9 protein-coding genes are annotated in these 14,784 nt (G+C 38.7%); 3 read left to right on the top strand and 6 right to left on the bottom strand.

What is annotated here, in order from left to right:
* Positions 1 to 4: 4 nt before the first annotated feature.
* Entirely contained in the window at positions 5 to 3,493 is a 3,489-nt protein-coding gene (dnaE, locus tag QHG54_RS00900; protein ID WP_406604265.1) for a DNA polymerase III subunit alpha, read from the bottom strand.
* Between the two features lie 349 nt (positions 3,494 to 3,842).
* Here dnaE and recG point away from each other — a divergent pair, with 349 nt between their 5' ends.
* Positions 3,843 to 5,951, top strand: coding sequence for an ATP-dependent DNA helicase RecG (gene recG / locus QHG54_RS00895; RefSeq protein ID WP_406604264.1), 2,109 nt, complete (start codon positions 3,843 to 3,845; stop codon positions 5,949 to 5,951).
* A 110-nt stretch (positions 5,952 to 6,061) separates the two neighbouring features.
* Here the strand turns inward: recG and glmS are convergent, their stop codons facing one another.
* The 5 genes from glmS to QHG54_RS00870 all read right to left on the bottom strand — a co-directional run bounded on the left by glmS (position 6,062) and on the right by QHG54_RS00870 (position 11,603).
* Entirely contained in the window at positions 6,062 to 7,885 is a 1,824-nt protein-coding gene (gene glmS / locus QHG54_RS00890) for a glutamine--fructose-6-phosphate transaminase (isomerizing) (RefSeq protein ID WP_317993375.1), read from the bottom strand.
* Between the two features lie 173 nt (positions 7,886 to 8,058).
* Positions 8,059 to 9,408, bottom strand: a complete 1,350-nt coding sequence (gene glmU / locus QHG54_RS00885; protein ID WP_317993376.1) for a bifunctional UDP-N-acetylglucosamine diphosphorylase/glucosamine-1-phosphate N-acetyltransferase GlmU — start codon at positions 9,406 to 9,408, stop codon at positions 8,059 to 8,061.
* A gap of 14 nt (positions 9,409 to 9,422) precedes the next feature.
* The gene (locus QHG54_RS00880) at positions 9,423 to 10,211 is read right to left on the bottom strand and encodes a cytochrome c biogenesis CcdA family protein (protein WP_317993377.1); all 789 of its coding nucleotides are present in this window, start codon (positions 10,209 to 10,211) and stop codon (positions 9,423 to 9,425) included.
* 39 nt (positions 10,212 to 10,250) lie between these two features.
* Positions 10,251 to 11,219: a carboxypeptidase regulatory-like domain-containing protein gene (locus tag QHG54_RS00875; RefSeq protein WP_317993378.1), complete on the bottom strand. Its 969-nt coding sequence runs from the start codon at positions 11,217 to 11,219 to the stop codon at positions 10,251 to 10,253.
* 60 nt (positions 11,220 to 11,279) lie between these two features.
* Positions 11,280 to 11,603, bottom strand: a complete 324-nt coding sequence (locus tag QHG54_RS00870) for an iron-sulfur cluster assembly accessory protein (protein WP_317993379.1) — start codon at positions 11,601 to 11,603, stop codon at positions 11,280 to 11,282.
* A gap of 107 nt (positions 11,604 to 11,710) precedes the next feature.
* Between QHG54_RS00870 and QHG54_RS00865 the strand changes: the two genes are divergently transcribed.
* Together QHG54_RS00865 and argS are read left to right on the top strand one after the other, a co-directional pair.
* Positions 11,711 to 12,913, top strand: a complete 1,203-nt coding sequence (locus tag QHG54_RS00865; protein WP_317993380.1) for a deoxyguanosinetriphosphate triphosphohydrolase — start codon at positions 11,711 to 11,713, stop codon at positions 12,911 to 12,913.
* Between the two features lie 30 nt (positions 12,914 to 12,943).
* Complete coding sequence (gene argS / locus QHG54_RS00860; RefSeq protein WP_406604263.1) at positions 12,944 to 14,701, top strand: arginine--tRNA ligase; 1,758 nt, start codon at positions 12,944 to 12,946, stop codon at positions 14,699 to 14,701.
* Positions 14,702 to 14,784: the final 83 nt, after the last annotated feature.

Here is a 14,784-nt window from a genome sequence, read left to right as displayed (position 1 = left end):
TGATTTAAGTCAATTCCACATCGACAACACCATGTATCGATTTCATAGCACTCACCACATGTGAGTTTATTTTATATCGCTTTGGAAGCGTAATTTCCACTTCCCGCAATCTCTCCTCTTGAATCAGGATAAGCCCTACTTCTCCATTACCATTAGGATTTAAATTCTGTTCAATTTGCGGAAGCATATCGACTGTTTTTATAAAGAGGCGCATCATTTTATGATTCTGTAAAGCTTCCTTTTCTAAAGATTGGACTGTCTCAAGTCGCAAACTAACCCCCTCAGAACGATTTTCTGCACTCACCATAACAATAAAAGATTTTCCAGGTTCTAACATATCCTCATAAGCCACAAGCCCCTCGGAAAATAAAACTGTCTCATACTGTCCGCTCGTATCAGAAAACTGAATAATCCCCATTTTCTTACCAGATTTTGTTTTGCGAACTTGTTTTGCCACAACAGTTCCTGCAAGCCTAGCAGCAGTTGCTCCTCCCTTGACAGCATTGGAGAAATTACCCCAAGTCTGAATACGTTTTTTAGCAAGAATAGCTTGATACTCATCTAACGGGTGAGCAGAAAAATAAAAACCTATTGCTTGAAGTTCGCGATAAAGTTTTTCAGCCGGTAACCAAGGAGCTGTCTGCGATAGAAGCAAAGGCTCTTTTAGTCCACCTGTCATCCCAAATATATCAGTCTGTCCGCTAGAATTGTTATCGAGAATACGAAGCGCACGCGCATGAAGAGCACCAAGACTCGCCAATAAAACCTCACGTGCAATATTAAAACAATCAAAAGCGCCAGCACAAATCAAACTTTCCATCGCACGCTTATTAACAATACGCGGATCAATCCGTTCACAAAAATCTTCCAGATCCTTAAAAATTTTATTTCCGCGACAAGATACGATATGATCAACGACCGCTTCCCCAACACCTTTAATAGCAGCAAGAGAATAATAGATGCAATTTTCGCCAACCTCAAAAACGCGGTGTGATGTTTGCACAGAAGGCGCAATAACTTCAATACCCAGCCTTAACGCTTCACGCCGAAAATCATTTAACTTATCCGTATTCGTCATATCATATGTCATAGAAGCAGCGAGAAACTCAACTGGATGATGTGCTTTCATATAAGCTGTTTGATAAGAGACAATTGCATAAGCAGCAGCGTGCGATTTATTAAAACCGTAATCGGCAAATTTTGCTAAAAGATCAAAAATAATATCAGCCTGATCTTTATCAATACCACCCGCAACAGCCCCACTCACAAAACGCGTACGCTGTTGTTGCATTTCCTTATGAATCTTTTTGCCCATAGCTCTACGCAATAGATCCGCTTCCCCAAGCGAGTAACCAGCAAGCTCTTGCGCAATTTGCATAACCTGTTCTTGATAAACAATAACACCTTGTGTTTCTTTAACCAGATGATCTATTTTAGGATGAATAGAAGCAATTTCTTCTTCCCCATGTTTTCGTGCGTTATACGTTGGGATATTTTCCATTGGACCAGGGCGATAAAGTGCAACAAGTGCAATAATATCTTCAATGCGATCTGGCTTCATCCCTATCAGGGCCTTACGCATACCAGAACTTTCAACTTGAAATACACCAACCGTTTCACCACGTGCCATCATGGCATAAGTCATTTCATCATTAAGAGGAATATGTGATAAATCTATTTTTATCCCCTTCCGAACAACAAAATCTGCAGCCATTTTCAAAATAGTAAGCGTTTTTAATCCAAGAAAATCAAACTTCACCAACCCAGCCTGTTCAACACACTTCATGTTAAATTGTGTTACGGGCATATCAGAACGCGGATCACGATACATTGGAACAAGCTCTGATAACGGCCGATCACCAATCACAATCCCTGCAGCGTGGGTCGATGCATGACGGTAAAGCCCCTCAAGCTGAAGTGCGATGTCTAACATGCGTCCAACAACGGGATCCTTTTTCTTTTCTTCCTTAAATTTTGGTTCATCCCTGATAGCATCTGCCAATTCAACCTGACTACCAGGTGTAGCAGGAATTAATTTTGTAAGATAATCCACTTGACGATAAGGCATTTCTAAAACACGCCCAACATCACGCAACACTGCACGTGCTTGCAATTTACCAAACGTAATAATCTGGGCTACTTGATTACGTCCATATTTTTTCTGAACATAACGAATAACTTCTTCCCGCCGTTCTTGACAAAAATCAATATCAAAATCTGGCATTGAAACACGATCTGGGTTGAGAAAACGCTCAAACAAAAGAGAAAAACGCAATGGATCAACGTCGGTAATAGTCAATGCATAAGCAACAAGTGAACCTGCACCAGAACCACGTCCTGGTCCAACAGGAATATCATGAACTTTCGCCCATTTTATAAAATCTGAAACGATGAGAAAATAGCCAGAAAACCGCATACGCGTAATAACTGAAATTTCATAATCAAGCCGCTGCTCATAATCTGCAATGGTATAGCCTGTCGCTAAACCAATCGTCTCAAGGCGCATTTTTAAACCATCTTTAGCCTGGTTTAACAATTCTCTATCTTCTGTTTCTAAAGTAGAGGTTGAATCCGCAGACTGCTCTATAAAACGAGGTAATATCGGTTTTCGAATTGGTGTAGCAGTATGACAGCGTAACGCAATTTCAACACTATTTTCTAAAGCTTCTGGAAGATCAGCAAACAATGCAACCATTTCATCTTGCGATTTCAAATAGTGATCCGGTGTGACACGTTTACGCTCTGGATTAGAAACAATCTGTCCTTCTGCAACCGCCATCAGCGCATCATGAGCTTCATACCCTTCTTTATCCAGAAAAAAAGCCTCATTCGTCGCAACAAGAGGGATATCATGTGCATAAGCCAATTCAACAAGTGCAGCTTCCACTTTCCGATCATAAGAACCATGCCGTTGTAATTCGACATAAAGACGGTCATCAAAAATTGTTTTTAAATAACTTAAACGTTCAACGGCTCGTGCTTTCTTATCTTCTGCCAAAGCTAAATTAACAGGACCACCTCTGCCACCAGTCAAAGCGATCAATCCTTCACTGTGTGACAATAACCAATCCGCTTTAATATGAGGGGGATCAGTATCACCCTTATCAAGATAAGCGCGACTAACCAATCGCACCAAATGCGCATAACCTCTTTCGCTAGCAGCCAACAATACAATAGAGCAAAGATCAGAAGAAGGCTGCCATTTAACCAAACGCGGATTATGATTTTCATCATCAAAATCAATTGTAAGCTGACAACCGATAATAGGTTGAATACCATGAGAAAAACAATATTGAGAAAATTCTAAAGCACCAAACAAATTATTCGTGTCTGTAATAGCTACCGCCGGCATATCATCAGAAATGGCATGTTGAATAATTTGTTGAATTTTCAAAGCCCCTTCCAGCAATGAATAAGCTGAATGCACCCTTAAATGAATAAAGCGAGGGAGAGATTTTTTATCGTCTCGTGTTTTGCTTTTATCTTCTGACACTCTAATAATTTCCCATCACAAAATAAATACCAAACCGCACCTATTACCTGCCTCGTAATAGATGGCATTTTAGTCCATTATGCTAAAATTTATAACTTTAAAAACTCTTGTATACCCAGAAAACATTCTAGTTTTATTTATATTTCATCTTTTAAACAGCGTAACATACTGATACGAGATTTTTGGCACTGTTCATATTATGTATTTCATATTATATATGTTTCTTGAATATTTATTTTTCTTCTTAAAACTCAAAGTGTGAATAAAGCAGCTTCCTCTTATATGATTTATCCCCAAAAAGCTCTTTTAAAGCACTAGAAAAAATAAAAAGAGCAGGCTAAATTTTCTTATGCTTCCAAGCCTTATTACCCCTCTTTTTAACTCTATTCGTACCCTTTCTGGTATCACCCCTAAACTATGTAAATTACTGGCAAAAGTCTTAAACATTAATCCTACACAACGTGAGCCTGCTCTTATTGATCTTCTTCGACTGATGCCCCACTCCGTTATAGACCGTAGAATGCGGCCTAATATTGCCTTCGCACAGGAAGGAATTACCCTTACTCTTGAAATTATCATCGATCAGCACCAATCACCACCGACTGGCCGTAACCGATTGCCCTATCGTGTCATCGCGCATGATCAAACAGGAATAATAAATTTAGTATTTTTTCATGCCCAACCTTCTTGGCTAAAAAAGCAACTGCCAGAAGGAAAAAAGGTTATCGTATCAGGTAAAGTTGAGCGATTTAATGGACAGCTTTCAATGATTCATCCAGATCATATTGCGCCAAGCGAACAATTAAATCAGATTCCATTAATCGAACCTATCTACCCCTCTACTGCTGGATTATCAGCAAAGACGCTAAGACGTGCAATACAAAACGCCTTAGAATATATTCCTTTATTGCCAGAATGGATAGAGGAAAGCGTTAAAAAACAGCAAAACTTTTCTTCTTTCTCTGTTGCTTTACGCCGCATCCATTCCCCCATAGATCCCGATGATTTATCCTTACACAGTACAGCACGCAGACGTCTTGCTTATGATGAATTACTCGCTTGTCAATTAGCCCTTGGTCTCGTGCGTTTGAAAACAAAATCTCTTGTCGGAACTTCTCGCCCTTCAAATGGCACCTATACTAAAAAACTACTAAAAACCTTGCCCTTCCAGCTGACAAATGGACAAAGTGAAGCGATAAAAGATATTGAAAAAGATTTGGCGTCACCCGAACCCATGTTAAGGCTTCTCCAAGGTGATGTAGGAGCAGGAAAAACCGCAGTTGCATTGATGGCAATGGCACAAATTGCTGAGAATTTTGGACAATCAGCTTTAATGGCGCCAACAGAAGTTCTGGCTCGACAACATTTCGCTACAATCGCTCCTCTTGCTGAAAAAATCGGATTACAAGCAGCTCTTTTAACTGGACGAGAAAAAGGAAAATTGCGCACAAATATTCTGAAGGATATCCTATCAGGAAAAACCTCTATCATCATCGGTACGCACGCTCTCATACAACAAAGCGTTACATACAATAATCTTGCATTAGCCATTATTGATGAACAGCATCGTTTTGGAGTACATCAGCGTCTTGCTCTTACCGCAAAAGGCCATAAACCTGACATGCTGGTAATGACTGCTACTCCTATTCCACGCACACTGGTCTTAACAGCTTTTGGTGATATGGATGTATCCAAAATTACAGAAAAACCAATGGGACGACAACCAATTACTACAGCAACAATTCCTTTAAAGCGAATCAATGAACTGATCGAACGAATTGCATCTGCACTAGAAAAAGGAGAAAAACTTTATTGGATCTGTCCTCTGGTCGAAGAATCAACAATTCTTGAACTCACTTCAATTGAAAGCCGCTTTGCTATTCTTCAGAAACGATTTGGATCATATGTTGGTATGATTCATGGAAAAATGTCTACAGATGAAAAAGAGGCAGCAATGGCATCTTTTAAATATGGAGACATACGCATCTTAGTTGCAACCACAGTTATTGAAGTGGGAGTGGATATTCCTGATGCTTCAATCATTGTCATAGAACATGCAGAACATTTTGGCCTTTCACAATTGCATCAATTGCGCGGACGTGTTGGACGAGGAGAAAAAAAATCCTCTTGTATTTTACTATACAAAGATCCACTTACAAAAATGGCTGCAGAACGTCTTAATATTATACGCAACACAGAAGATGGCTTTAAAATTGCTGAGGAAGACTGGCGTTTACGAGGAGAAGGTGAACTTTTAGGAACACGACAATCAGGTGTGCCTGAATTTCATATAGCAAATCTTGCAGCACACGGTGATCTTTTGTTAATGGCAAGAAATGATGCACGTTTATTTTTGCAACGTGATGCCAATCTTTCTTCAGAACGAGGACAAGCTTTACGCTTGCTGCTTTATCTTTTCGAGCGTGACGATGCCACTCGGCTCTTACGCGCAGGCTAATTGTTAATTTTTTAAACAGAAGAAATTTTTACACAATTTGTTGCAAACGCTTTTTTATAACTTATACTTTTAACCATTTTCCCCAAATCCCAAAGATAGAAAATTGCTTTTTACTCGACCGTCACCGATTTTGCCAAATTACGCGGTTGATCAACATCTGTTCCCAATAAAACAGCTGTATGGTACGCAATTAATTGAATAGGTAAAGCATAAATAATAGGCGCAATAAATTCTGGAACATCTGGTAAAATAATAGTAGAAAACGTATCAAGGCAAGTTGCTTTTGCCCCTCTTCTATCTGTTATCAAAATAATCCGACCATTGCGCGCTGCCACTTCTTGCATATTAGAAGAAGTTTTTTCAAACCACCTATCATAAGGTGCAACAACAATAATTGGCATTTTCTCATCAACCAGTGCAATCGGTCCATGTTTTAATTCACCCGCGGCATAACCTTCAGCGTGAATATAAGAAAGCTCCTTCAATTTGAGCGCTCCTTCCAAAGCAATTGGATAAGAAGTACCACGTCCAAGATAGAGAACACCTTTTACGTTCATCAAATCACGACAAATAGCTTCAATTTGGTCCTCCAGTTTTAAAACCTCATTTAAAATCCGCGGCACTTCTGCCAATTGTCGAACCAACTGATGTTCCATCTTTTCTGAGAGACATCCACGTTGCTTAGCTGCCGCAAGCGCCATTGAAGCAAGAGTTGATAATTGACATGTAAAAGCTTTTGTTGAGGCAACACCAATTTCTGGACCAGCTAATGTTGGTAAAACGAAATCAGCTTCCCTCGCCATTGTTGATTGCTCGACATTCACAATTGTCGCCGTTCTCACACCACGTTCCCGACAATAACGTAAAGATGCCAATGTATCAGCCGTTTCACCAGATTGAGAAACAAATATCGGTAATACATCTGGTGTTACAGGTGGCGCACGATAACGAAATTCTGAAGCCACATCATTATCAACACTTAAACCAGCAAAATTTTCAAACCAATAGCGTGCAACTAAAGTCGAATAATAAGCCGTTCCACAGCTTGCAAAGAGTAATCGGTTAATATTTTTCCAATCAATCAAATCTTCAAATGAACGAACTGTATAATTTCCAAGATCAAGATAACGTGCCAAATTATGAGAGATAACGTCAGGTTGTTCAAACATTTCCTTGTGCATAAAATGGCGGTGATTTCCTTTAGAAACCAATAAATTTCCATCAAACAACGTTGTAATAGAGCGTTCTACTGGCTGATTGTCTATATCGTAAATTTTTACTTCCTCACGCGTGAAAACAGCTAAATCACCATCTTCCATATAGCTAATACGATCTGTAAATGAAGCTAAAGCGATTGCATCCGACCCTACAAAAAATTCATCCTTTCCATAACCAATCACCAAAGGTGGACCAGAACGAACAGCAATCATAAGGTTATCTTCACCTTCAAAAATAAGAGCAAGAGCAAAAGCCCCCTGCAATCTTCTCCAACTCGTGCGGGTCGCTTCTTGCGGAGAAAGACCGCTTTTTAGTGCGCGCGTAATTAAATGAGCAATAACCTCCGTATCGGTCTCTGTTTCAAAAACATAACCGTCCTCAATGAGTTCTTTTCGTAATTCTACAAAATTTTCAATAATACCATTATGAACAACTGCAATCCGTTCAGTTAAATGAGGATGAGCATTCCGCTCTACAGCGACTCCATGTGTAGCCCAACGTGTATGACCAATGCCTAGATTACCCTCCAAAGGTGCTCTCTTTAATTTTTCTTCTAAATGAATAAGCTTACCTTCAGCTCGAATACGATGAAGGTGCCCCTTATGCACCGTTGCTAAACCAGATGAATCATATCCTCTATACTCAAGGCGCTTCAAACCATCAACCAAATAGGATGCAACAGGCCTATTTCCAAGAATTCCGATAATTCCACACATTAAAAAGCTCCAATTCACATCCAAGATTTATAATGATCTGATAAAATAATCCAACTTCCCTTATTAAAAACTCTAAAAGATCATACACACCGAATATGGTACGGTAATACCTAAGAACAAGCCTGTGCACAATTCCCAAATCCTGATAAACCTCAGAGATAAACTGAAAAAGATCACTTCTTTTTTTTATTTATCGACAAACGTACACGCAATTTTTCTGCACAATCCTCTTTTATCACCTGTCGCGCTCGCCCAAAAGCTATACTGTTTATAGGTACATTTTCAGTGATAACACTTCCTGAAGCCACATAAGAACTTTTTCCAATAATCAATGGAGCAATAAGTGCCGAATTAGAACCAATAAAAGCATTATCACCAATCACTGTTTTATATTTGTGAAATCCATCATAATTACAAGTAATAGTACCAGCTCCGATATTAGTATGTGCGCCAATTTCTGCATCGCCAATATAACTTAAATGATTAATCTTGGAGGCTTCTCCTACTTTTGCTTGTTTAATTTCACAAAAGTTTCCAATCTTTACTGATTGTGCCAACTCTGTTCCAGGACGCAAACGTGCATAAGGCCCAATCTGCGCATCCGTACCAACAACAGCTCCTTCCAAGTAACTAAATGCATGGATAACTGCACCAGATTGTACTTTTACCCCCGGTCCAAAATAAACATTTGGCTCAATTAGGACATCTGGTTCAATTTCTGTATCATGAGAAAAATAAACACTTTCTGGGCTCAGTATTGTAACACCAGATAACATTAAATCGCGTGCTTTGTGCTTTTGCCATAAAGCATCTGTTTCACAAAGCTCAAAACGATTATTAACGCCTCTAACGGTATCAAAAGGCACTTCAACGACTCGAACATCCAATCCTTCACGCGATGCAATAGAAACAACATCTGTGAGATAATATTCTTGCTTCAAATTGTCATTACTGACCTTTTCTAAAAGAGAAAGTGCATGCCTGCCATTCATGGCCATTATTCCACCATTACAAAAAGAAATCTTTCTCTCTTCATCGGTTGCATCTTTTTCTTCTATAATTGCGATAAGTTTACCATTTTTTTCAAGAAGACGCCCATAACCTGTTGGATCTGGAGCATGAAAACCAGTTACAACAACATCTGCCCCCTCTGCAAGCAGCGCACGAACACGCACCAATGAATTTTGCTCAATCAAAGGCGTATCACCAAAAACGATAAGAATATCATCAAAGTTTTCTTGTAAAGCTAAGCGCGCCGACAAAACAGCATGAGCAGTCCCTAAACGCTCTTTTTGTTCAAAAATCATCACATTTTTTACAAATGATTCAACAACATTCACAACTTCTTTGGCACCAGCCCCTACAACCACTGCTAATTGTGAAGAATCTAGCCATTTCATTTGTTTTATCACATGGCATATAAGTGGTAACCCAGCTATTTTATGAAGTACCTTGGGAAGAGACGATTTCATACGCGTCCCTTCACCTGCTGCGAGAACAATAGAAAGACAATTTCTAACCATAAAACCACACAAAATTAATGAGAAAAACCAAAGAAATTTGTAACATCATACCAACTAATTGTTTCAATATTACTCAATAAAGGAAAATTTTCTAAAAGCCAAAATGAAAGATCCTGTATAGAACCCGTCAAAAACAAAATACCTGTAATAATTAGAAAAATACCAATAATTTTTTCAACTTTTCCCAAATGAACACGAAAAGCTCCTAAAAATCTCATAAAACTGCTCGAAAATAGAGCTGCTAACACAAAAGGAACACCAAGACCTAACGCATAGATCGCTAAAAGAAGAGCTCCTTCACCGGCAGTTTCTTTTGTTCCAGCAAGTGTTATAATAGGTCCCAAAATTGGACCAATACATGGCGTCCAACCGAATGCAAAAGCTAAACCAATTAAGTAAGCCCCCAAGGGTCCAGCGGGAATTTTTCGGGTCTGAAACCGCACTTCACGAAATAAAAAACCAATCTTAAAAACACCTAAAAAATTTAAACCAAAAATGATAATGATAATTCCAGCAGCAATCGCAAACCAATCACGATAATAACCGATGAACTTGCCAAATGTGCTCGCACTGGCACCTAAAGCAACAAAAACAGTTGTAAAACCAAGTACAAAAGAAATAACAGAAGATAAGAGCGCTAAGCGTACAGGCGCTTTCCCATTGCGTTTTTCTGAACGAAAATCATCAATACCGACACCTGCCATATAACATAAATAGGGAGGCACCAACGGCAAAACACACGGAGACAAAAAAGATAACGCACCAGCAAAAAACACACTAAATGCAGAAAATCCAAAAACCAAAATCTTATATCCACTTTCAGTTACAGGTTGTATTCATAATTAATCGATTGAATCATCGACTCTCTGTATATTTTTTACATCCGCTATCACACTCACATCTTCATCATGACCAGAAACGACGGAAAAGAGCTTTTGGTAAATCTGATCTTTATTTTTAGCAATCGCAATATAATCACCCTCGGCCAACACAAGCGAAACATAAGCACCAACAGTTTCATAAATGATATCACCAGAATCATTGGTAATAGACCAACTCGTATCTGCTAATGCTTCTCCTCCTTCCTGACGGACTAACTTTAAGACAATTTGAGCCGCTTGATGTTCAAGACTTACTTCAGTAATTTTACCTGCATCCACTTGAATATCGGAACGAACCATCGCATTAATAGAACCATATTGAGAAGCAACATGGTAGTGACCAGCTTTCAAACGTACGATGGACCGAGGTTTAACATTTGATAAAACCACACCTGTTTCATCATTTTCTTCTGCATTCTCATATATAGTAAAACGTAATTCCTTTTCGTTGATTGTACCGTTAAGCAATGTGGCATTAAAGATAACACCACCAGCATCAAGATTGAAATTTTTGATAAGACGTTGTCCATTTTCTAAGTTTACACGCTGCACCGCACTTGCATGACCAAATGAAACATGAACAAGATAGCTCCCTGGATCTAAATCAAAATGGGCACTCCCTCCCTCAAAAGTAGCAATTAATGGTAATTTATTATCACCCCCTAGGATGGGTGCATAAATCCGCCATACAAGCCCTTTCATAATATTTTCACTGCTTTTTGTTAACTGAGCATGCAATATAAGCTGGGTCTGAGAAATAAAATTTTCTTTTTCAGGATCTTGAGATTTTAAAATAAAACTTGTGGGTTGTTTTTGGTTATAACCTCGCCCCTCTCCTTCCTCAGAAAAAGCATAACCGCCCCAAGTCAAAGGGATAAGCGTCACGCATAACCATAAAGATTGATGCAATATTTTTTTAAAAATGCCCATTTTTGCATTGTTGACTAAAGTAATAATCTTTTCAAGAAGCAATATTACAAAGTTACCATTCTAAATTGAAAAACTCACACCACAACCGCATGATGAGACGGCATTTGGATTACGAATCTGGAAAGACTGCCCCATAAGGTCGTCAATAAAATCAATTTCAGCACCTTCCATAAAGGGAAGAGATACTGAATCAATCAACACAATTGCCCCATCTTTTTTGAGTATAAGATCACCTTCTCTACTTTCAGAAACCAAATCGTATTTATAAGAAAAACCAGAGCATCCACCACCTTCAACGGAAATGCGTAATCCTATTTTATCGGGTTTATTTAAAAGTATCTGTGCAATTCGCTTTGCAGCAACATCTGAAATATTCACACTCATTTTTCATATATCCTTGCATTAAACTGTCAAGAAAGAGTATCCCCAATAAATAGAAATTTATGAACAATAAACCAACCTAAATTTACGATGAGAATAGACAGCTTGCAATGGATATAAGCAATATTAATTACAATTACCAATCTCGAGCAATATACAGTGCTAACCCACAGACAAGCCGTGGCAGACTCTTCCACGAAACTATAAGTACCACACGCTCACCTTTTCAAAGAGATAGAGATCGTATTATTCATTCTAATGCATTTCGACGTCTTAAACATAAAACTCAAGTATTTATTGCTGATGAAAGTGATCATTATCGTACTCGTCTGACGCATACGATAGAGGTTTCTCAAATTGCACGAACATTAGCGCGTGTGCTGTGTCTTGATGAAGATCTTGCAGAAGCCATTGCACTTGTTCACGACTTTGGGCATACGCCTTTTGGTCACGCAGGAGAAGATGCCCTTAATGAAACAATGGCACATTACGGCGGCTTTGATCATAATGCACAGGCGCTACGCATTGTTACGAAACTAGAACAGCGCTATGCAAATTTTGATGGACTTAACCTTACTTGGGAAACCCTTGAAGGGCTTGTGAAACATAACGGTCCCCTTTTAGGTCCTTATGCTAAGAATAAAGATGTTCCTATCGATATTTTGCATTATAATGCAAAGCAAGATCTTGAGCTTGACTGCTTTCCTGGACTAGAAGCGCAATGTGCCGCTATTGCTGATGACATTGCTTATAATGCTCATGATATTGATGATGGATTACGTTCGCACTTTTTAACAATTGATCAATTCGAACATGTTTCACTGACTGCATCATTATTAAAAGATATAAAACAAGACTATCCACAACTTGACCAAACTCGGCGTGGCTACGAACTCGTGCGTAGACAGATAACAACCATGGTTGAAGATGTTATAAAACAATCACAAGAAAACTTGACACGCATCAAACCAACAAGCATAAATGATGTTCACCAAGCAGGACAAATTATTGTTACCTTTTCGCCAACGATGACCGTTCATGAAAAAGAATTGAAGGATTTTTTATTTAAAAATCTTTATTATCATGATCAAGTTCTCAGTCGTCGTAATAAAGCAAAACATATTGTACAAAACTTATTCGACTATTATTACAAAAATCCTCATGTAATGCCTGAAAACTGGCAAAGCAAAACAGCATACTTAACAGATCAAGAATTAGCACGTCTTATTGCTGACTTTCTGTCAGGCATGACCGATCACTATGCTTTACGTGAATACCAGCGCTTATTTGACGATGCAAATAATTTCGTTTAACTGATTTCGAATACACTATGGAAGTTGAATATGAATGTCTTTAAAAATTTCGAGAAAAAAATTAAAAAATTACTCGAATTATCTGATATAAAAGGAAAAAATGGAGAAGATCTAGATTTATCAAAAATCACTGTTGATCCTCCGCGCGATTCCTCACATGGAGATTTATCAACCAACGCTGCTATGGTGCTTGCAAAATCTGTTGGGCTTAATCCACGTGCACTCGCAGAGAAGATCATCGAACTTCTCAACAATGATCCCTCTATCGAGAGTATTGATGTTGCCGGTCCTGGATTTATCAACTTCAAGCTTACAAAATCATTTTGGCAAGATGCAATAAAGTCCATGCTTGAAACAGGTATAGCTTACGGTCGTATTCCAATGGGACAGGGAAAACGTATTAATGTTGAGTATGTATCAGCAAATCCGACGGGTCCAATGCATGTAGGGCACTGCCGTGGTGCCGTTGTTGGAGATGTTCTCTCCAATTTGCTGCAATTTGTTGGCTACAACATTACGAAAGAATATTACATCAATGATGCTGGACAACAAATCGAAGTACTTGCCCACTCCGTACTGTTACGTTATCGCGAAGCTCTTGGACAAAAAATTAATGAAATTCCAGAAGGACTTTATCCTGGTGAATACTTGATACCATTGGGTCAATCACTTGCTCAAGAATTTGGTGATCAATTACTCACTATGGATAAAGACGAAGCTCTATCTATCGTGAAGGAACGTGCAATTCATGCAATGATGTCAATGATTCGCAACGACTTGGCTGCCCTTAATATTTATCATGATATTTTTTTCTCAGAGCGAATGCTTTATACTGACGACGCGCGTGCTATTCGTAACACGATTAATGACCTTACTTTAAATGGTTATATCTACAAAGGTACGCTTCCACCACCAAAAGGGCAAAACACAGAAGACTGGGAACCAAGCGAACAAACTTTATTCCGTTCAACAGATGTTGGAGATGATCAGGATCGTGTCTTAGTGAAATCTGACGGTTCTTACACTTATTTTGCTGCTGATGTTGCGTATTTTCGCGATAAATTCAATCGGCATTTTGATGAAATGATTTATATTCTAGGTGCAGATCACGCTGGTTATGTAAAGCGGTTGGAAGCAATGGCAAAGGCAATTTCTGGCGATAAAGCCAAATTGAGCGTCTTTTTATGTCAATTAGTAAAACTCTTTCGCAACGGTCAACCTGTACGCATGTCGAAAAGAGCAGGATCATTTGTCACTCTACGTGATGTTGTAGAAGAAGTCGGCCGTGATCCCGTGCGTTTTATGATGCTGTACCGTAAGTGTGAAGCTCCTCTTGACTTTGATTTTGCAAAAGTGACAGAACAATCAAAAGATAACCCCATCTTTTATGTACAATATGCGAGTGCACGTAGTCACTCAGTCTTTCGTCAAGCACAAGAAACACTTCAGATTGAAAATATCTCAAATGACAAATTGATCGCACATCTTAACCGATTAACAGATGATAATGAGATATCCTTAATACGCAAACTTTGTGAATATCCACGTATCATTGAACAGGCCGTAATTCATAAAGAACCACATCGATTAGCATTTTATCTCTACGACCTTGCTTCCAACTTTCACGCACATTGGAATAAAGGGAGTGATAATCCCAATTTACGCTTTATTCAGCCCGATGATAAGGAACTATCATTTGCCAGATTGGGATTGATACAAGCTCTCATCAATATTTTATCATCAGGACTTGCAATTGTAGGAATAGAAGCAGCAACAGAAATGCGTTGAAAAAAGTTCTCCAAATACATAAAATGAATACTTTATTTAAAGTTTTTCGTGTATCCTTATAACAAAGGGAGAAATTTATAATT

Source organism: Bartonella gliris, assembly GCF_045277155.1.
GTDB classification, from domain to species: domain Bacteria; phylum Pseudomonadota; class Alphaproteobacteria; order Rhizobiales; family Rhizobiaceae; genus Bartonella; species Bartonella gliris.
The sequence above is the reverse complement of the archived record's forward strand: the minus strand, read 5'-3'. Positions and strand labels throughout refer to the sequence as shown.